Below are 19,679 nucleotides of genomic sequence, written 5' to 3'. Positions count from 1 at the left end.
AGCGGACGCCTCTTTATTCAAGCGGGCGTCCGTTGTTTCTTTGATCTGCCAACGCATGCCTGAATCCAGCTTGATTCACAGCACCCCATGCAACGATTAAGGGGCGGGGGATAGGTAAGCCATCATTTGTAGGGGGTACAGTGTGGAGAATAACTTGCGTCCATCTATCTGGCGAAGCGTGCTATCGAGCATTTGCCTGGTGGTGTCGGTGATAGCAGCGCCGATAACTATCTCAGCATCATGGGCTGCAGGGCACCTGACGGACACTGATGGCTTTGTGGAGACCATGGGGCCGCTAGCTCAGAACCAAGAACTCCAGGAATTGGTGTCTGAGCAAGTAGCGCAGTCAGTTTCCGGCCACCTTCGCATCGAAGAACGCCTTGACGCGGTGACGGGTTCCGGTTGGCTATCGAGTCTCGTCCCCACAGAAGAGATTGCAACCAAAGCATACGAGACCATTGAGAACTCTGCGTTGCGCGTCGTCCAATCCGAGAACTTTGCTTCACTCTGGCAAACGGCATTGCGCGCGAGTCATCAAAGCACTCATCGTATCTTCACCGGCCAAAGTTCGGCTTCTCTAGACCAAGCAGGAAATCTAAGTTTCAGGTTGGACGATGTAGTTGCCGAGATCTCGAAGTCCTTGACGGGGCTGGGAATTCCAGATTTGCCGGCAACGGGCAATCTCGAATGGAACATGAAATTGATTCAAAACGATGCGTTACCGACAGTGCAAAAGGCTTATCTACTCGTGGACAGAATAGGGCCATGGGCGCTCTACCTTAATGCGGCTGTGCTGATCGCTGGTGTTCTGCTCGCTCCGAGACTTCTTTCGAGAGCGCTGCTATGGGTATCCATCGTAAGTGCCCTTAGCTTCATTGCCTTGAAAACTCTCATTCCGGACTATGTTCAAGAACGAATGCTCTCCAACATCGACCGGGAAGTGGCCAGGGAAATTTTCGCCCAAATGAGCAGCGGGCTCGCGACATCGTTGATCGTGACAGCCGTCGCTGCGGGCCTTCTTGGGGCAGCATCCATTCCTCTAAGCCGTAAATGGGCGCTGAATCAACCACGGTCGACGGACCAGGCCTCGATTGTGTGAAGGCTGTCCTTTAACGCAGACCGGGCAGGTTCATGAACTGCGGGGGAATGCACATGGGCTCTCACTTTATGCGGCCCTCCGAGGTTAATAAGTTGGTCTTTTGAAGCTAATCGCAATGAATTTTCAACGGGTTCGCAGCACACATCGTGGTGACGAAGTACCTGATACCGAAGTTTTTCTTTCATATTTTTTGGCACTGAACCAGGGCGTGCGTGCGTTCGCTCAAGAGCATGGCTAGTTGTCATCCATTGCCGAAATTTCGCGGTCTGCTATGTGGGATGTGCAATGGGGCCCGTCCAGTCTTCGATCTCATGGCGATTGACTGACGAGACACGATTACCTGTGAACAAGCTGAGTTACTTCATATCCAAAGGATAATTCCCAGTCATCTTGGCGGTTAGCGGAGGGAAAAATTCCTATAGAAATTGTGTGAAGTGTGTGTTTGACTAATTTGCACGAGTGCTACAGCACCCCCATCGATAGTGGTCATGTGCCACTGGACAAGGAGTTATATCGTGCAAGTTCGTACACTAAAGGCGGATTCGTCGAAGCTGAAGGGTCGCCGCAAGCTGGCTGGAGCCGCACTTCTGGCAGGGGCTTTGATGCTCAGTGCCGCACCGATGGCATCCGCAGCGCCGTCGTCAACAAGTGATGACATCAAATCGATTAAAATATCGGCGCAGAAGGCTGATTCGGCTCTTGACTACTGGACTGCCGACCGCATGAAGGCAGCTAAGAACGCAGATACGCTCGTCGCCGGCAAGTCAGGATCAGCGGCCAAGGTTGATACAAGCAAAGCCGCCAAGGTTCCAGGCCATGCTGCGAACTCCAACGCAGGAAAGATCAGCACCAAAGCCGGCGGAAAGACTCGTGGCCAAGAGGCTCCCGTGTCGCATATCGGCAAGGTGTTCTTCACGCTCGGCGGCCAGGATTACGTTTGCTCTGGCAACGCAGTCGTTTCTGCCAATGAATCCACCGTTTCCACCGCAGGCCACTGCTTGAACGAAGGCCCTGGCGCCTTTGCAACTCGCTGGGTATTCGTGCCAGCCTATGAGAATGGCAGTGCACCCTACGGCTCCTTCGCTGCTACTGAACTGGTCACGACTTCACAGTGGTCAAATGATGGAGACATTACTTATGACACCGGCTTCGCAGTAGTCTCGAACAGCAGCGGATCGACCTTGACCGACACCGTTGGGGCATCGGGTGTGGCCTTCAACCAGCCACGTGGAGAGTACTACACCGCTTACGGCTACCCAGCTGCTTCGCCATTCAACGGCGAGACCCTGCAGTCCTGCGCGGGATCTGCATCTGACGATCCGTTTGGCCAGACCCAGTCGCAAGGCATTTCGTGCAACATGACCGGCGGTTCTTCGGGTGGCCCATGGTTCTTGGGCACCGGGTCCTCTACATACCAGAACTCGGTGAACAGCTTCGGTTACAACACCGTACGCAACACCATGTTCGGTCCCTACTGGGGCTCGGTAATCCAGCAGGCTTACCAGAACGCTCAGAGCTAGAAATCCTGATAGCCAGTGGAGAGAAATCGATGGGGCTCTTCACGGCGATCGGGGCGAAGGAAGTGATGATGCCACAAGAACACTCGCCAAGGGATGGGACCAGCCGCCCGCCCGAACGGCATCGCATTGAGCAATCAGCCGATGAACAACGTGAATATTTCACTGAAGAGCGGCGACGCAAGGCTAAACCAAAAAACCTGATTCGCACTTCACCGCCTGAACCAAAGGCGGGGGAGGAACAGGATTAAAGTGGGTCGGGCGGCCATTCCTAACGGAATGGCCGCCCGACTTGGTTAATGGAAACTAGGCTTCTTCGGTTGGTGCCAACTCAACGTTGGTCACAGCCAGCTCGCCTTCGGCTTCTACCAGGGTCAATTCACGCGCATTGGCTGCGGACTTCAAATCCTCGAAGCCGGCACACAACTGGGCAACCTGCGCAGCGGATGCATGGATCTCACCCGACAGCACCTCGGTGCGCTGCTTGACCTTCGCATCGGACTTCGCTTTGCGGATACCCGACAGAGCCACGCCGACCAGCGGCAGGACTTCTGGGTCGGCGCCTTCAACGGCGGCAGCGACATGATCGGCGCTTGGCCATGAGGTCAGGTGGACCGAACCGGTGCGCCACCAGCCCCACACCTCTTCGGTAGCAAAAGGCAGGAACGGTGCGAACAAACGCAGCACCGAATCCAAGGTAGTTGCCAAGGTGGCCAGAACGCTGGCCTGCTCGGTTTCTCCGTGACCGCCGTAGGCGCGGTCCTTGACCAGCTCCACGTAGTCATCGGTAAATGACCAGAAGAAGGACTCGGTGATATCCAAGGCGCGAGCGTAGTCGTAGTTATCGAAGGCGCGCTTGGCGTCTTCGATCACGGTCGACAGGCGTGCCAACAACGAACGGTCCAAGCCGTTGGTGACAACTGCCGCGTCGTCGGTGAGGACGTTGGCATCGGTCGCCCCCAGATTCAGCACGAACTTCGAGGCGTTCAAGATCTTGATGGCCAGGCGGCGGCCGATCTTCATCTGGTTCACTTCATACGCCGTATCAGCGCCGAGCTTTGCGCTGGCAGCCCAATAGCGCACAGCATCTGCACCGAACTTGTCCAGAACCTCGTTTGGCACGACGACGTTGCCCTTGGACTTTGACATCTTCTTGCGATCCGGATCAAGGATCCAGCCCGAAATCGCAGCATGCTTCCAAGGTGCGTTATCGTGCAAGGAATCTGCACGGACCGCGGTGGAGAACAGCCAGGTGCGGATGATGTCGTGGCCCTGGGGGCGAAGGTCGAATGGGTAGACCTTCGAGAAGAACTCGTTATCCCGACCCCAACGGCCGACGATCTGCGGAGTCAGCGAGCTGGTGGCCCAGGTATCCAAAACGTCGGCATCGCCAATGAAGCCATTGGCAGTGCCACGTTGGTCCTCGGTGTAGCCGGATGGAGCGTCGGCGGCCGGATCGACCGGAAGCTGCTCGATCGCCGGAAGGATCGGTGCGTCATAGTTTGGCTCGCCATGTTCATCAACCTCGTACCAGACCGGTACGGGCACGCCGAAGAAGCGCTGGCGGGAAACCAGCCAGTCGCCGTTCAGGCCCGATACCCAGTTCTCGTAGCGCGAACGCATGAACGATGGGTGGAAGTCGATTTCCTTGCCGCGAGCAATCATCTGGTCGCGTCGCTCTTCATCGCGGCCACCATTGCGGATGTACCACTGGCGGGAGGTAACGATTTCCAGCGGCTTGTCGCCCTTTTCGAAGAAGTTCACCGGACGGGAGATCTTCTTCGGCTCGCCATCGAGCAATCCAGCCTCGGAGAGCAGATCCACCATGGTTTCCTTGGCGGAGAATACGGTCTTGCCTGAAATCTGTGCGTAGGCTTCCTGGCCTGCCTCGGTCGTGATCCACTCTGGGGTCTCAGCGAGGATTCGGCCGTCGCGACCGATGATCGCGCGGGTCGGCAGCTGCAGTTCGCGCCACCAGGTGACGTCGGTCAGATCGCCGAAGGTGCAAACCATGGCGATGCCAGAGCCTTTATCGGCCTGGGCCAATGGGTGCGGGTAGACCGTGACGGGAACACCGAAGATCGGTGAGGTGACGGTCTTGCCGAACAAGTGCTGGTAACGCTCGTCGTCCGGGTGAGCTACCAAGGCGGCGCAAGCAGCCAGCAGTTCCGGGCGAGTGGTTTCGATGAAAACCTGCTCGCCATTTTCGGCGTCAAAACCATAGCGGTAGAAAGCGCCTGGCATCTCGCGGTCTTCCAACTCGGCCTGGGCAACGGCGGTGCGGAAGGTCACGTCCCACAGCGTCGGGGCTTCGGCCATGTAGGCATCGCCCTTGGCCAGATTGTCCAGGAAAGCACGCTGCGAAGCTGCACGGGAGTTGTCATCGATGGTCCGGTAGGTCATGCGCCAGTCAACGGAAAGGCCAAGGGTGGTGAAGAGCTGTTCGAAGACCTTCTCGTCTTCTACTGCCAGCTCTTCGCAAACCTCGATGAAGTTCTTGCGGCTGATGACATCCCAGTCGCGCTGGTTCTTCGCCGGCTTTTCCGGGGGACGGTAGCCCTCGATATAAGGCTTGGACGGGTCGCAGCGGACACCGAAATAGTTCTGTACGCGGCGCTCGGTTGGCAGTCCGTTGTCGTCCCAGCCTAGTGGGTAGAAAACGTTCTTGCCGTTCATGCGCTGGTAGCGAGCCAAAACGTCGGTCTGCGTGTACGAGAACATGTGTCCTACGTGCAGGGACCCGGACGCCGTTGGCGGTGGAGTGTCGATGGAGTAGACGGCCTCGCGGGTCGTGTCCTCGTTGAAGTGATAAGTGCCCTCGGTGCGCCACCGGGACGAAAGACGTTCTTCCAAACCTTCCAAAGCTGGCTTGTCAGGAACGGAAACTGTTGCGGGCGTGTCTGTGCCCAAGTTTTCTTCTGCCATAGCCTTATTCTTTCATGATTTACCGGGCACCTAGGCATTGCTGCCCATGGCTTGCGCCACCACGCCAACAATGCCGGGAAAATCACGAATTTTGGCGCTTATTCAGGTTGACGTCGGACCCGCCGCGGCCCAGTGCCGAGGCCTCTTTATGAGGTGTCTTGAAACGTAAGAGAAATTCATGCCTTACCAACTGGCAATGAACTCGCCATAGAGTTGACGGTATGAACAACACAGAACCACAAGCCTCCCGTTCAGCAGTAGTCACCGGCGCCTCGAGCGGGATTGGCCAATCGACCGTTCGGGCCCTGCGCGAACAAGGCTGGACTGTTTTCGCCGTCGCCCGCCGAGCAGACCGGTTGGAAATCCTTGCTCAGGAAACGGGTGCGATTTCCGTTCCTGCAGATGTCAGCATCCAGACAGATGTCGATGTCCTAGCCAAGACCGTCGAAGCCGCCGGTGGCGTAGACACGCTGATTAACTGCGCCGGCGGAGCTCGCGGGACAGAGTACTGGGCCGATGCTGTTGACGAGAACTGGGAGTTCATGTGGCAAGCCAATGTCATGGGAACGATGCGGCTTACTCGCGCGTTGCTGCCACAATTGCGCCAGGCGCGTGGCACCGTCCTGAACGTCACGTCGACCGCTGCACTTGCCAGCTACGAAGGCGGCAGCGGATACAACGCGGCGAAGGCTGCCGAGCGGGCCATGACCCAGGCCTTGCGTTTGGAAGAAGTGGAAAACGGTTTGCGCGTCATCGAAATTCTTCCGGGATTGGTCCGCACCGAGGAATTCTCGCTGCGCCGTTTGGGTAGCCAAAGCGCCGCGAACAACGTTTATGCCGGGGTGGAGAATCCGCTGACTGCGGAGGATGTCGCTGAAGTTATCCGCTATGCAGTGAGCGCGCCTGCCCATGTTAATCTCGACGAAATCGTGATCCGCCCCCAGGCGCAGGCAGCCAACCACAAGCTCATCCGCAACGCATAATAGCCGTCGTGCAACCCACCGGTAAGGACCTACCAATGAGCCAATCAACCCAGCGCACGATTCACGTCGTTGCCACATCCCATGGCACCGACAATGCCAATGGCCAACAGCTGATCCATGACCTGCGAGCCCAACTGGAGGAGCTCGCCAAGGAGCAAATTCCAGCGACCTTGCTTTGGCATGAAGCCTACGTGGATGTTCAGCGGCCGTCATTGGATGACGTGGTGGCGTCCTTGCCGCAGTCGGAACCGGCAGTGGTTCTTCCGCTGCTGGTCTCCGATGGGGTACATACGACTTCTGACATCGCCAAGGCCGTGGATTCGCGTGAGAATACGGTCGCGGCAGGGCCTCTGGGGCCATTGCCGGAGTTGGCACAGATACTCGCTGATCGAGCCGCTGGTCACTTGGACGGCAATCCCATGGTCGTCCTGGCTGCCGCTGGCACCCGGCTTGAAGTGGGGCAGAACCAGGTCCAGGATCTTGCGGGTCAGATTTCGGGCATCCTAGACCGCGAGGTGGCCGTTGGCTACTGCGCCGGGGCGAAACCCCAGATCATTGAAGTCGTGCAGGATGCCTTAAAGCGGCCAGTGGTCGTGCTCAGCTCCTTGTTGGCCGACGGATACTTTCAACACAAGCTCGTTAGCACGGGTGCCGACGTCGTGACAAGACCACTTTTGCCTGACGTAACTATTGCGCAATGTTTCCTCGTGCGTCTTCAAGAGACGCTCAAAGCGTCCGGTTATGTGTCGCTAGATGACGAAGTTCGCTCTCTGTAGGCAACCCGCAGTCATGTGACTACTCGCGCTTGCCGACCCCCTGGGGTGGCTTTCTACGCTGGATTACATGACGCAGACAACCACACCCGCTCGTCCTAAGAGGGCGGCAAAGCCCAACGGCCAATGGAAAATCGACGGCCCTACGCCGCTGAACGCCAACGAAGAAATGAAGGCCGCCGATAACGGCCTGAACGTGCGACAGCGCATCGAGGAGATCTACTCGAAGCAGGGTTTCGATTCCATTGACCCTGGGGACCTGCATGGACGTTTCCGCTGGTGGGGCCTCTACACCCAGCGTGCCCAGGGAATCCCGGGCGGCAAGACTGCGACGCTGACCCCCGAAGAGCTCGAAGACCGCTACTTCATGCTGCGCGTGCGGATCGACGGCGGGGCGCTGACTACCGAGCAGCTGCGCGTCATCGGCCAGATCTCCACCGACTTCGCCCGCGACACCGCGGATCTGACCGATCGCCAGAACATCCAGCTGCACTGGATCGACGTGGTTGACGTCCCCGAGATTTGGCAGCGGCTTGAGGCCGTCGGCCTGCACACCACCGAAGCCTGCGGCGACGTTCCCCGCGTGATCCTCGGTTCCCCGGTAGCAGGCATCAGCAAGGACGAGATCATCGATCCGAGCCCGGTAATCGCTGAGATTTCCCGCCGCTACATCGGCAAGCCAGAATTCGCGAACCTTCCACGCAAGTTCAAGACCGCCATCACCGGCCACCCGAGCCAGGATGTCGTACACGAAATCAATGACATCGCCCTGATCGGCACGGTGCACCCGGAACTCGGCCCAGGCTACGACCTCTGGGTGGGCGGTGGCCTGTCCGCCAACCCGCGCTTGGGCGAACGGCTCGGTGCCTTCGTGACCGAAGAACAGGCACCAGATGTCTGGGAAGGCGTCGTTTCGATCTTCCGCGATTACGGCTTCCGCCGCCTGCGCAACCGCGCTCGCCTGAAGTTCCTGCTGGCCGAATGGGGCACTGAGAAGATGCGCCAGGTGTTGCAAGACGAGTACCTCGGCTACGAACTGCCTGATGGCCCTGTGCCGGAACAGCCTACCGAAGCGGGGGACCACAGCGGTGTCAACGAGCAGAAGGACGGCAAGTTCTACATCGGCCTGACCGCTCCTGCCGGCCGCGTCTCCGGAACGGCATTGACCGGTCTCGCCGATCTGGTGGAAGCCCACGGTTCCACCCGGCTGCGCACCACCCCGCACCAGAAGATCATCGCCCTGGACATCGCCGAAGACCAAGTCAAGGACTTTGTCGGCTCGGCCCGTGCACTGGGCCTAGAGGCTTACCCGAGCCTGTTCAAGCGTTCAGCCATCGCCTGCACCGGCATCGAATTCTGCAAGCTGGCCATCGTGGACACCAAAGACACCATGATCGATGCCGTAGCGAAAATCGAAGAACGACTGGCCGACCACGAAGGAAAGCTGCCTCGCCAGCTATCCCTGCACGTGAACGGCTGCCCGAACTCGTGTGCCCGTATCCAGACGGCGGACCTTGGCTTCAAAGGCCAGCTGATCACCAATGAGCAAGGTGAACAGGTATCAGGTTTCCAGGTGCACCTGGGCGGAACCCTCGCCGGATTCGAAAATGGCGAGGCCGCCTTGGGCCGCACCGTCCGTGGCCTGAAAGTCGCGGCAGATGAACTCCCCGAATACGTAGAACGCGTTGTCAAGAACTACTCGGCTTCGGCCACGGAAGGCGAATCATTCGCCGCCTGGGCCCACCGAGCAGAAGAGGATGAACTGAAATGAGCCAGCAGGCCCCTACCCGCACCCGCAGCGAAGACGAACTGCGGGAAATCGCCCGGCTCGGTGCCGAAGAACTGGCCTGGGATGCCAGCGCAGCGGAGGTTGTCGCCTTCGCCGCCAAGCACCTGGATGCCAGCGAAGTCGCCGTCGCCTGCTCCATGGCCGACGCGGTGCTTCCGCATGTGGTCTCCTTGCAGCTGCCCCAGGTGGATGTCCTCTTCCTGGACACCGGCTACCACTTTGTCGAAACCCGCAGCACCCGCGATGAGGTAGCCCGCGTCCTGGATGTCAACGTCGTCGACGTCCTGCCCGAGCTGACCGTGGCCGAACAGGACGCCAAGTACGGCAAGGACCTGTTCGCCAGCAATCCGGCGCAATGCTGCCAGATGCGCAAGGTGGACCCGCTGTCGAAGTCCCTCAAGGGCTACAGTGCATGGTTCACCGGCGTCCGCCGGGATGAAGCGCCAACTCGGACCGGCACCCCGCTGGTGACGTTCGACGAGAAGAACGGGCTGATCAAGTTCAACCCGTTGGCACCGTGGAGCTTTGACGAGCTGATCGACTACGCCACCGAGAAGCAGGTTCCCGTGAACCTCTTGCTCTCCAACGGCTACCCATCCATCGGTTGCGAACCATGCACCCGGCCAGTGGCCGAGGGCGAAGATCCTCGCGCCGGCCGCTGGGCAGGATTGAACAAGACCGAATGCGGCATCCACATCTAAGGAGCAAGCCATGACCATTACCGCTAACGCCCCAACCGGCACCCAGCGCAGCGTTTTGGACGCCCTGGAAGCTGAATCCATCCATATCATCCGCGAAGTACTCGCCGAATTCGAGAAGCCTGGATTGCTCTTCTCCGGCGGCAAGGACTCCGTAGTCGTCCTGCACCTGCTGGCCAAGGCTGTCGCACCCCTGCGCGTGCCCATCCCGGTGGTCCACATCGATACCGGCCACAACTTCGCCGAAGTGCTGAACTTCCGCGATTCGGTCGTGGAAAAGTACGGGCTGAATCTTGTTGTCGGCTCCGTCCAGGAATACATCGACCGCGGCGAACTGACCGAGCTGCCAGACGGCACGCGTAACCGCCTGCAGACCCGAGTGCTGTTGGACACCATCGAAAACAACGGATTCGATGTGGTCTTCGGCGGCGCCCGCCGCGACGAGGACAAGGCCCGCGCCAAGGAGCGCATCCTGTCCCTTCGCGATGAATTCGGCGTCTGGGATCCGCGCAACCAGCGTCCGGAAATCTGGAGCCTTTACAACGGACGCCATGAGCCGGACTGGCATGTGCGCGCCTTCCCGATCTCCAACTGGACCGAGCGCGACATCTGGGCGTACATCCAGCGCGAAAACATCGAGCTGCCCTCGATCTACTTTGCCCACTGCCGCCAGGTCTTCGAAAGGGACGGCATGTGGCGGGCACTGACCCCGGTCAGCCAGCCCAACGAGGATGAACCGGTGATCATCAAGCAGGTGCGCTACCGCACCGTGGGCGATGCCAGCTGCACCGGTGCTGTGCTCTCAGAAGCCGACACCGTAGAGAAGGTGCTCGACGAACTGGCTATCGCCACCGTCACCGAACGCGGAGCAACCCGCGCCGATGACCGAATCTCCGCCGCGGGAATGGAAGACCGCAAGACCGAAGGGTACTTCTAAAATGACCACCACACTATTGCGCATCGCCACCGCAGGTTCGGTAGACGACGGCAAGTCCACCCTGGTTGGCCGTCTCCTGCACGATGCCAAGGCGATCCTCGCTGATTCGCTGGATGACATCGCACGCACCAGTGCCGAGCGCGGCTTCGGCGGAGCCGACGGCACCCTCGACCTTGCCCTGGTGACCGATGGCTTGCGCGCCGAACGCGAGCAGGGCATCACCATCGACGTGGCGTATCGCTACTTCTCCACTGACAAGCGATCCTTCATCTTGGCTGACTGCCCAGGACATGTGCAGTACACCCGCAACACCGTCACCGGCGCTTCCACCGCCGATGCCGCTATCGTCTTGGTCGACGCCCGCAACGGCGTGCTCGAGCAGACCCGTCGCCACCTGGGCGTCCTTGCGCTGCTGCGCGTTCCTCGGCTGGTCGTGGCAGTGAACAAGATGGACCTGATCGGCTGGGACGAACAGGATTTCAACACCATTGAGTCCGAGGTCCTCTCGCTGGCCAATGAACTGGGCATCCAGTCCACCACCGTGATCCCGGTCTCCGCCCTGCAGGGCGATAACGTGGTCGAACCATCCCAATCGGCAACCTGGTACGCCGGCCCGACCCTGCTGGGATTGCTTGAAGACCTGGAGCCGAAGCTTGGTGGCGGCACCGCGCGTTTGGACGTCCAGTACGTCATCCGCCCGCAGGGCGCACTGGCCCCGGGACTGGATCCGGATGCCTACCGCGACTACCGTGGCTACGCCGGAACCCTGGTTGATGGCATCTTGAACGTGGGGGACACCGTGCAGGTGCTCTCCAACGGCCATCCGGCGGGCAGCCGGATCAAGGCCATCAGCACCCCGGCAGGTCCAGCGCAGAGCGCACAGGCCGGCGACGCGATCGTTGTTGAACTGGAAACCGACCTGGATATCGCCCGAGGCGACACCATCGTGGCCGGCGAATTGCCGGTAGCGCAGCGCGAATTCCAGGCGGACATCTGCGTTCTGGATCCCGTGAAGCTCACCAACGGGCAGCGATTGCTGATCAAGCACGGCACCAAGGTCTCCGCGGCCAAGCTCTCCAGCATCGACTATGTCATCAATGTCGCCGACTACGCCCAGCAGCCTGCAGACGCGCTGGAACTGAACGATCTGGGGCGGATCACGCTTCGCAGCCAAGCAGCTCTGGCCATCGAGCAGTACGCAACTTCGCGGACCGGTGGCAGCTTCCTGCTCATCGATCCAACCACGGGGCGCACCCTTGCCGCGGGGATCATCGAGGAAAAACATGAAGCGGCCTGATGTAGGCGAATCGACTGGCAACGGCGATCGTGTCCGGCTCTCGCCTCATGGGCAGGAGAGCGGCTTCCGAGGCCGCTTCCTCGGGCTCGCGGCAGTCGCAGCGCTGACCGCAGTTGCCGTGGCCACCGCCTTCCTGCCAGGGCCCAATGAAGTCCAGGCCCAGGCGGCAGATCATGGACCGGCGGACGAGCTGAACATCGGCTACTTTGCCAATCTCACCCATGCTCCTGCCCTGATCGCCCAGTCCCAAGGCATCCTCCAGGATCACGTTGGAGAAGACGGCACCCAAGTTGAAAGCCAGATTTTCAACGCAGGCCCGGCTGCTGTGGAAGCTCTGAATTCAGGGGCCATCGATGCTGCGTACCTGGGACCAAACCCTGCGCTGAACAGCTACCTGTCCAGCCATGGCGATTCCTTGAACGTAGTGTCAGGCGTTGCCTACGGCGGTGCCAGCCTGGTCGTGAACAAGGAGATCTCCAAGCCCGAGGAACTGGCCGGCAGCAATCTGGCCAGCCCGCAGTTCGGCGGAACCCAGGATGTCGCCTTGCGCAACTACCTCAAAGGCCTGGATTTGAAGCAGGACGCGACGGTGACCCCGAGTTCCAATGGCACCGTGGCGCAGCTTTTCGGCCGCGGTGAAATCGATGGCGCGTGGCTCCCTGAGCCCTACGCATCCTTGCTGGTCGAGAAGAACGGCGGGCAGCGCTTGGTGAACGAAGCCGAGCTGTGGCCCGAAGGCAAGTTCCCGACAACGGTTCTGGTGGTCTCCAAGGACTTCATGGCCAGCCACCCGCAAACCGTGCAGCAGCTGGTCGATGCGAATACCGAAGCCATTGATTGGCTCAACCAGGCGGACGAGAAGCAAAAGCTGGAGGCAGTGCAGAAAGCACTGGTTGAAGCCAACGGCAGCTCTTTTGACGAGAGCGTAATCGCTGAAGCACTGGAGCAGGTGCACTTCAGCCAGGACCCGTTGCCTGAAACTTACCAATCGCTAGTGGACCATGCCCTGGCGGTCGGGGTCGGGGCAGGCGGAAACGCAGACGGGCTCGTGGACACGCGCTTTCTTGAACAACAGGAGAAGTAATGGGAGTACTACTGAGTGAAGTGTCCCTGAGCTATCCAGGCACGGGCTTGGTCATAGACCGCATCAGTGCAGAAATTGAAGACGGTGAGTTCATTGCCGTCTTGGGAGCCTCCGGTTGCGGCAAGTCGTCCTTGCTCAACATGATTGCCGGCCTCTTGGCACCGAGCTCCGGCTGGCTTGAGGTACCCAAGGATGGCGCCGCATTCATGTTCCAGGATGCCAACCTCCTGCCGTGGCTCACTGCCAGCGAGAATGTCGATTTGGCGCTCAAGCTGGCGGGCAAGCCAGCTGCGGAACGCCAGCAGCGCGTGGAAGAATTGCTCAACCTCGTACAGCTCGGGCATGCCACCGGCAAGAAGCCCCACGAGCTTTCCGGAGGCATGCGCCAGCGAGTCGCACTGGCGCGGGCCTTGGCTCAGGACCGGCAGGTGTTGCTGATGGACGAACCATTTGCAGCCTTGGACGCGATCACCCGAGACATGCTTCATGAGCAGTTGCGGGCCTTGTGGGGACAAACGGGCAAGACCATCATCTTTGTCACCCACAACGTCCGCGAGGCAATCCGCCTCTCAGGCCGCATCCTGGTGCTCTCTTCGCACCCAGGCCGCATTCTGGAGACCCGCCGGATCACCGACGATCTTCGCAATAACCCCACCCAGGCCGCCGCATTGGCCGATGAACTGACCACGATTCTCAGAAAGGAGCAACGGAAACATGAGCTCACTGACCGAATCCCGAACTAGGTTGAAACCCGTGCGCGCTATCAAGCTGCGCCCGAACAACCGGCTCGACTCATGGGTTGCCCCCTTGCTGACCGTGGTGGTGCTCCTGAGCTTGTGGCAGATCGTTTCCTGGGCCAGCCCGCTGCGGGAAGACCTTTTCCCCGGGCCATTGGCTGTCGCGGCGAAGCTTCCGCAATTGCTGGCAGATGGCTCGCTGATGTCGGCCGTGGGAAATTCGTTATTCCGCGCCGTGAGCGGATTCGCGATTGCCGTGATCATTTCCACCCCGTTGGCGTTGCTGCTGGCGCATCAGCCACTGCTGCGCAAAGGCGTGGGACCCCTGGTCTCGGCCATGCAGGTCCTGCCATCGATCGCCTGGGTTCCAGCGGCCATCATCCTGTTTGGACTGAGCGATGCAACCATCTACACGGTCCTGCTGCTCGGAGCCATCCCATCCATCATCAACGGCCTGCTGTCCGGCATCGACATGATCCCGGCGCAGTACAAATCGCTGTCCAAAGTGCTCGGCGCCTCCAAGTGGGAACACGTCCTGCACATTGAACTGCCCGCTGCCATGCCCGGGTATGTCGCGGGATTACGCCAGGGCTGGGCCTTTGCATGGCGTTCGCTGATGGCTGCCGAATTGATTGCGGTAGGCGGTTCCCTCGCATTGGGGGTTGGATCTCTGTTGCAGCGTGGCCGCGACCTGGCGGATCTGCCGTTGGTCATGCTGGTGATCCTGACTATTTTGCTGGTCGGCGTGCTGATCGAACTAGTATTTTTTGCTCCGATCGAACGCAAGCTGTTGCGTGATCGTGGAATGAGCCGAACTGGAGAAAACAATGGCTAAAGGACACATCACCCTTATTGGTGGTGGCCCCGGTGATCCTGAACTGATTACCGTTGCAGGCTACAAAGCCCTTCTGTCCGCCGATGTGGTTTTGGCCGACCGGCTCGGTCCCACCGCGCTGCTGGCAGACCTGTCGGATGACGTGCTGGTGATCAACGTGGGCAAGTCTCCTGGCTGCCACGTGAAAACCCAGGACGAGACCAATGAACTTCTGGTCAAGTACGCGCTTGAAGGAAAACACGTTGTCCGGCTCAAGGGCGGAGATCCCTTCGTCCTGGGCCGCGGCGGAGAGGAAATGCTCTACGCCGCCGAGTATGGAATTGCCACTCGCGTGATCCCGGGAATCACCAGCGCGATTTCGGTTCCTGGAGCTGCTGGAATCCCGGTGACCCACCGTGGAATCGCTGCCGGATTCACCGTAGTGAGCGGACACGCTGAGCTGGCCGACGTGCCGGTTCGTGCCGATCACACCCTCGCGGTGCTGATGGGCGTATCAAATCTGCCACAAATTGTTGAGACATTGCTTACCCGAGGTTTACCGTCAAGTACTCCAATTGCGATAGTTGAGCGAGGTTACTCACAGACGCAGCGCACAACTATCGGTACGCTAGAAGAGATTGTAGTGCGCGCCCGCAAGGCCGCAGTGGCGAATCCGGCCGTCATCGTCATCGGTGATGTCGTTCGGCTAGCCCCGGAAGCCTCCGACCAACTGGTAGACCTCCTGCCGCTAGAGAACGCCGAAGCCACCGAGCCGGCCTCATTCGTTGACTAAGAAAGAGAAGTTGTTTGATGAGTGAAATTATCATCCCTGAGCACCTGGCCTCCCGGGCACTGCGTGTAGCCATCGTTGGTGCCGGTCCTGCCGGTATCTACGCCGCCGACCTGCTGGGCAAGAGCCAGCCAGTTGCATCGGGGGAATTGAAACTGCACGTTGACCTCTTCGATGAGCTGCCGACTCCTTTCGGCCTGATCCGCTACGGCGTATCGCCGGACCACCCGCGCATCAAGGGCATTATCAACGCACTGCACAAGGTGCTTGACAACGACTGGATCGATTTCTATGGCAATGTCGGCCTCGGCCGGGACATCAGCCTTGATGAATTGCGAGCTCGCTACGACGCCGTGATCATCTCCACTGGCGCCCAGAAGGACGCTGACCTGAACATCCCGGGCATCGACTTCGAGGGCTCCTTCGGTGGCGCCGACTTCGTTTCCTGGTACGACGCCCACCCAGACGCAGAGAAGAACTGGGACCTGTCGGCCAAGGAAGTTGCAGTCATCGGCAACGGCAACGTCGCACTGGACGTCGCCCGCATCCTGTCCAAGCATGCGGATCAGCTGCTGGAAACCGAAATCCCTGAGCACATCTACGAGCAGCTGAACGACTCGGCCGTCACCGACGTCCACGTCTTCGGCCGCCGTGGACCAGCACAGGTGAAGTTCACTCCGTTGGAGCTGCGCGAGCTGTCGCACTCCAAGGACGTTGACATTGTGCTGTACCCGGAAGACTTCGAATTCGATAAGGCTTCCGACGAGGCCATGAAGACGAACAACCAGACCAAGACCATGGTTTCCACCCTGACCAACTGGCTCATCGAGCAGGAAGAACGCGAAGAAGCCCCGAGCGCCTCGCGCCGCCTGCACTTGCACTTCCTGCAGTCCCCGGTCGAAGTACTGGGCGAGGACGGCAAGGTCGCTGGCCTGAAGGTAGAACGCAACGAGTTGGATGGCAACGGCGGTGCCCGGGGCACCGGCGAATATGTCGAATACCCGCTGCAGGCCATCTACCGTGCCGTCGGCTACTTCGGCTCGGCCGTCGATGGCATCGAGTACGATGGGGCCAAGGGCGTTCTGCCCAATGACGAAGGACGCGTTCTTGATTCTGCAGGAACCCTCGTTTCAGGCCTCTACGCAACTGGCTGGATCAAGCGTGGCCCCATCGGGCTGATCGGCCACACCAAGGGTGACGCCCTGGAGACCATCACCCACCTGCTGGAAGACCTCACTGAGCTCGCTGAGCCAGAATCCTCGCAGCAGATTGCAGAACTGCTGGAAAGCCGCGGCATCGCCTTCTCCGACTGGGACGGCTGGAAGACCCTGGACGAACGGGAGAAGGAACTCGGCGCAGCCGCAGGCACCGTCTCCACCCGCTTCGGTGAGATCACCCGGGACCGTGTGAAGGTAGTCGAGCGCGAGGCCATGATGGAATTCTCCCGCGCAAAAAAATTGGCTGAGAGCCTGTAAGCTTCACCCCAGGCTCTAGTTACCCGATGGCGATGACAGCTAGCAATGATTTGCTGGCTGTCATCGCCATTGGTGTATCTGCGCTGATAAGCGCGAATTTCCTTGGCGTGCGAAGGCTTCCTGTCCATAGGGCTGGGACGCCCTGGCACGCTGTTGAATCGGGACTATTTCTCGGTAATTCCCGCCATCTGCACACGGCCGGTTCGAGTGCCTACGGTGCGGTGAAGCATGACAAAGAGCAGGACCATACCTGCAGTAATCGACATGTGGCCTAGTCCGGCGATCCCGGAAATCATTGCTGATGACTCAATCTCCAGCACCGTCATGATGCCATGGATGAGTTGCATTCCTGCGGTCAAAATGACACCGGCATTGTAGGTGCCCATGAACCACGCAAAGAGCTTTCGATGATTGCTTAGTTCAAACGCTTTTTCCAGTAGCAGCACTACGATAAGCATGATGAATCCTAGGATCAGCAGATGCGTGTGCACCACTGAAAGCTGGGTCCACTGGCCCTCAGGGAATCGGTTGATTTTGGTGAACTCCCGGTAGAACAGTCCTGAAGCGACTCCCAGGATCATATAGAGGAAGGAGAAGTTGACGAGCTTACGCATGGATTTCGCTTTCTTTAGGGGTTGTTGGTTCCGAGGCATGTTTGGCGTCGCGAGATATCCCGCCGAAAAGCGGTCGCCCTGATGTCCCTAATGCGTGAAGAAGTGCGGGGAGCAGTAACGTTCGAACGACGAACGTATCCAGGAGAACGCCGAGCCCGACAATCAATCCCAGCTGGCCCAACACGGTCAGTGGCAGCGTGGCCAGCGCGGCGAACACCCCGGCCAGTACGAGACCTGCACTGGTGATCACCGAGCCGGTGCGGCTAGCTGCTTGCTCGATGGCTGCGTGCAGCTCGTGGTTTTGAACGTCTTGTCGGACTCGATGGGTGATGAAGATCGTGTAGTCCACGCCCAAGGCCACCAGGAAGACGAAGGCAAGTAATGGAACTTGGACATCTAGCGCTGTGGCATCGAAGACGAGTGAGGACACGAGGGATCCGAGCCCAGCAGCCGCGGCAGCACTGAGCAGATTCACCAGGCCAAGCGCCAGAGCTGTCCGCCAAGATCGAGTGAGCCAGGCGAGCATGGCGAAACAGATGAACATGATCAATGGGGCAATGACATATAAATCGCGTAGGTGCATTTGACGCGAATCCAGCTGCTGCGCCGTTGGCCCGCCGATGAGCACTTGCCCATCTTTTCCAGCGACCGTTCGAAGCTCGGCGACCAGATCTTGGGCCTGCGACGAGTCTGGATCAATAGCAGGAACTACTGAGAACTGCAGCCAGTCCGAGTTGCCTACCTCGCGGACCGGCCCGACACGCTTCACATCGTCCACCCCAGCCAGCTGGCTGCCTAGCGCATCCAATTGATCGGGGTCAGCCAAGACGGTGATTGGTTGCGCTTCACCCGCGGGGAAGTGGGCCGACAGCTGCTCCATCGCGCTGGAGGATTCTGTCGCGGTTCGGAATTGCTGGACCTGCGGCAATCCGATTCGAGTGCCAGCCAGCGGGCCCGCGAGGACCAGCAAGAGGGCTATCATGGCCGCTAGGTTCAGCCCCGGCCGTTGCATGACCATTCGTGCTGCGCGCCCGAAGAAGTCCTGCTTTTTGATCACTGAACCTGGCCGGGGCACGAGCGGCCAGAATGCCTTGCGACCACTTATGGCCAGCACCGGCGGTAAGAGGAACAGCACAAAGAACGCCGCAATCAGCAGCCCGGCGGCACAGACGATCCCCAGACCACGTGTGTCTTCCATGACGGCCAGGCCCAGGGTCAACAGAGCCAGGACGACGGTCAGATTGGATGTCAGGATCGCTTCGAAACTTGATATCCAGGCGTTGGCCAGTGCTTGGCGGTGATCTCCTTCTGCGCGTAGCTCGTCACGGTAGCGCGAAATCAGCAGCAATGCGTAATTGGTTCCTGCACCGAAAACCAGGACGCTGAGCACGCCTGAGTCGAAGCTCAAGCCCCAGAGATTTCCTATAAGATTGGCGATCAGCGAGGCGCTGCGGTCGGCTATTGCAACTATGGCTAGCGGCAGTAGCCACAGTACTGGCGAGCGGTAGGTCAAGATAAGCAGGAGAGCGACGATCCCTACGGTGACGGCCAGCAAGGTGAAGTCAGCGCCGACGAATGCACCAGTGATGTCCACTGCGAAAGCCGTGGCTCCAGTGACCTGCAGGTCGAGGCCTTGGATCGGATGCCCGTTGATCCAGTTGCGGAGATCTTCAAGCGTTTGCCGGTCGCCCTCGTTGGAGACAGTGCTCCACGAAACCGGGAGCATTGCTGCTTGCTCGTCTTCGCTGATCAGCAGGCGGCCGTCGGTCACGTGGGCACCTGCGCTGAGTCCGGCAGCTAGCCCTTCTAATGCAGTCTTGTCCTGATTGCTGAGTGCGGAATGATCAGGCTTCGACGCGACCAGCAGGGCAGAGGTAGTGGAATCGGTGCTATTTTCGTCCAGGATCTCTTGGACGTGAGCGGAATCGGAGCCGTTGACGATGGAGCTATCAGATCGGGCTGGAGGTTCGAGACTGCTGAGCGATCCAAAAACTATAGCGATGACAGCGATGATCGCTGCGATCCAGATTCGGGCGCCACGACCGCTCGTGAGCGACCGAGCAACCCGAGGGATTACTGAAACTTTCATAGTTCCAGTCAACGGAATTTTGCAGCTTCAGCCATCGTGGAATGAGCTGAATAAAAGA

Annotated in this window: 17 protein-coding genes; 14 read left to right on the top strand and 3 right to left on the bottom strand. The window is 59.5% G+C overall.

Annotated elements, in window-relative coordinates; all coding sequences use genetic code 11:
- Window positions 1–325: 325 nt before the first annotated feature.
- The 3 genes from OF385_RS08890 (at window position 326) to OF385_RS08880 (ending at window position 2,867) form a co-directional block, all read left to right on the top strand.
- The gene (locus OF385_RS08890; RefSeq protein WP_264275073.1) at window positions 326–1,099 is read left to right on the top strand and encodes a hypothetical protein; all 774 of its coding nucleotides are present in this window, start codon (window positions 326–328) and stop codon (window positions 1,097–1,099) included.
- A 515-nt stretch (window positions 1,100–1,614) separates the two neighbouring features.
- Complete coding sequence (locus OF385_RS08885) at window positions 1,615–2,619, top strand: trypsin-like serine peptidase (protein WP_264275072.1); 1,005 nt, start codon at window positions 1,615–1,617, stop codon at window positions 2,617–2,619.
- Between the two features lie 29 nt (window positions 2,620–2,648).
- Window positions 2,649–2,867, top strand: coding sequence for a hypothetical protein (locus OF385_RS08880; protein WP_264275071.1), 219 nt, complete (start codon window positions 2,649–2,651; stop codon window positions 2,865–2,867).
- 55 nt (window positions 2,868–2,922) lie between these two features.
- Here OF385_RS08880 and valS read toward each other — a convergent pair whose 3' ends face one another.
- Window positions 2,923–5,541 (bottom strand): valine--tRNA ligase, encoded by a 2,619-nt coding sequence (gene valS, locus OF385_RS08875; protein ID WP_264275070.1) that lies wholly within the window; start codon window positions 5,539–5,541, stop codon window positions 2,923–2,925.
- Window positions 5,542–5,762: 221 nt separating this feature from the next.
- On the opposite strand from valS, the gene OF385_RS08870 reads away from it, so the two are divergent.
- The 11 genes from OF385_RS08870 to OF385_RS08820 all read left to right on the top strand — a co-directional run bounded on the left by OF385_RS08870 (window position 5,763) and on the right by OF385_RS08820 (window position 16,918).
- Window positions 5,763–6,524: an SDR family oxidoreductase gene (locus OF385_RS08870; RefSeq protein WP_264275069.1), complete on the top strand. Its 762-nt coding sequence runs from the start codon at window positions 5,763–5,765 to the stop codon at window positions 6,522–6,524.
- 35 nt (window positions 6,525–6,559) lie between these two features.
- The gene (locus tag OF385_RS08865) at window positions 6,560–7,300 is read left to right on the top strand and encodes a sirohydrochlorin chelatase (RefSeq protein WP_264275068.1); all 741 of its coding nucleotides are present in this window, start codon (window positions 6,560–6,562) and stop codon (window positions 7,298–7,300) included.
- A 67-nt stretch (window positions 7,301–7,367) separates the two neighbouring features.
- The gene (locus tag OF385_RS08860) at window positions 7,368–9,068 is read left to right on the top strand and encodes a nitrite/sulfite reductase (RefSeq protein ID WP_264275067.1); all 1,701 of its coding nucleotides are present in this window, start codon (window positions 7,368–7,370) and stop codon (window positions 9,066–9,068) included.
- Window positions 9,065–9,787 (top strand): phosphoadenylyl-sulfate reductase, encoded by a 723-nt coding sequence (locus OF385_RS08855; RefSeq protein ID WP_264275066.1) that lies wholly within the window; start codon window positions 9,065–9,067, stop codon window positions 9,785–9,787. The genes OF385_RS08860 and OF385_RS08855 overlap by 4 nt, the downstream gene beginning before the upstream one ends.
- Before the next feature lie 10 nt (window positions 9,788–9,797).
- Window positions 9,798–10,721: a sulfate adenylyltransferase subunit CysD gene (cysD, locus tag OF385_RS08850; RefSeq protein ID WP_264275065.1), complete on the top strand. Its 924-nt coding sequence runs from the start codon at window positions 9,798–9,800 to the stop codon at window positions 10,719–10,721.
- Window position 10,722: 1 nt separating this feature from the next.
- The gene (locus tag OF385_RS08845; RefSeq protein ID WP_264275064.1) at window positions 10,723–12,018 is read left to right on the top strand and encodes a sulfate adenylyltransferase subunit 1; all 1,296 of its coding nucleotides are present in this window, start codon (window positions 10,723–10,725) and stop codon (window positions 12,016–12,018) included.
- The gene (locus OF385_RS08840) at window positions 12,005–13,102 is read left to right on the top strand and encodes an ABC transporter substrate-binding protein (RefSeq protein ID WP_264275063.1); all 1,098 of its coding nucleotides are present in this window, start codon (window positions 12,005–12,007) and stop codon (window positions 13,100–13,102) included. Before OF385_RS08845 ends, OF385_RS08840 begins: the two co-directional genes overlap by 14 nt.
- Window positions 13,102–13,845, top strand: coding sequence for an ABC transporter ATP-binding protein (locus OF385_RS08835; RefSeq protein ID WP_264275062.1), 744 nt, complete (start codon window positions 13,102–13,104; stop codon window positions 13,843–13,845). Before OF385_RS08840 ends, OF385_RS08835 begins: the two co-directional genes overlap by 1 nt.
- Window positions 13,817–14,674: an ABC transporter permease gene (locus OF385_RS08830; RefSeq protein ID WP_264275061.1), complete on the top strand. Its 858-nt coding sequence runs from the start codon at window positions 13,817–13,819 to the stop codon at window positions 14,672–14,674. The genes OF385_RS08835 and OF385_RS08830 overlap by 29 nt, the downstream gene beginning before the upstream one ends.
- Window positions 14,667–15,446 (top strand): uroporphyrinogen-III C-methyltransferase, encoded by a 780-nt coding sequence (gene cobA, locus OF385_RS08825; protein WP_264275060.1) that lies wholly within the window; start codon window positions 14,667–14,669, stop codon window positions 15,444–15,446. The genes OF385_RS08830 and cobA overlap by 8 nt, the downstream gene beginning before the upstream one ends.
- A 17-nt stretch (window positions 15,447–15,463) precedes the next feature.
- The gene (locus tag OF385_RS08820; RefSeq protein WP_264275059.1) at window positions 15,464–16,918 is read left to right on the top strand and encodes an FAD-dependent oxidoreductase; all 1,455 of its coding nucleotides are present in this window, start codon (window positions 15,464–15,466) and stop codon (window positions 16,916–16,918) included.
- A 164-nt stretch (window positions 16,919–17,082) separates the two neighbouring features.
- Here OF385_RS08820 and OF385_RS08815 read toward each other — a convergent pair whose 3' ends face one another.
- Both OF385_RS08815 and OF385_RS08810 read right to left on the bottom strand, forming a co-directional pair.
- A complete protein-coding gene (locus tag OF385_RS08815) occupies window positions 17,083–17,532 on the bottom strand; it encodes a DUF2871 domain-containing protein (RefSeq protein ID WP_264275058.1) in 450 nt (149 codons plus the stop codon).
- Complete coding sequence (locus tag OF385_RS08810; protein ID WP_264275057.1) at window positions 17,525–19,621, bottom strand: MMPL family transporter; 2,097 nt, start codon at window positions 19,619–19,621, stop codon at window positions 17,525–17,527. The genes OF385_RS08815 and OF385_RS08810 overlap by 8 nt, the downstream gene beginning before the upstream one ends.
- Window positions 19,622–19,679: the final 58 nt, after the last annotated feature.

It is taken from the genome of Glutamicibacter sp. JL.03c (assembly GCF_025854375.1).
In the GTDB taxonomy this organism is placed as follows: domain Bacteria; phylum Actinomycetota; class Actinomycetes; order Actinomycetales; family Micrococcaceae; genus Glutamicibacter.
Note: the sequence above shows the minus strand (reverse complement) of the source record. Positions and strands in the feature narration are given on the sequence as shown.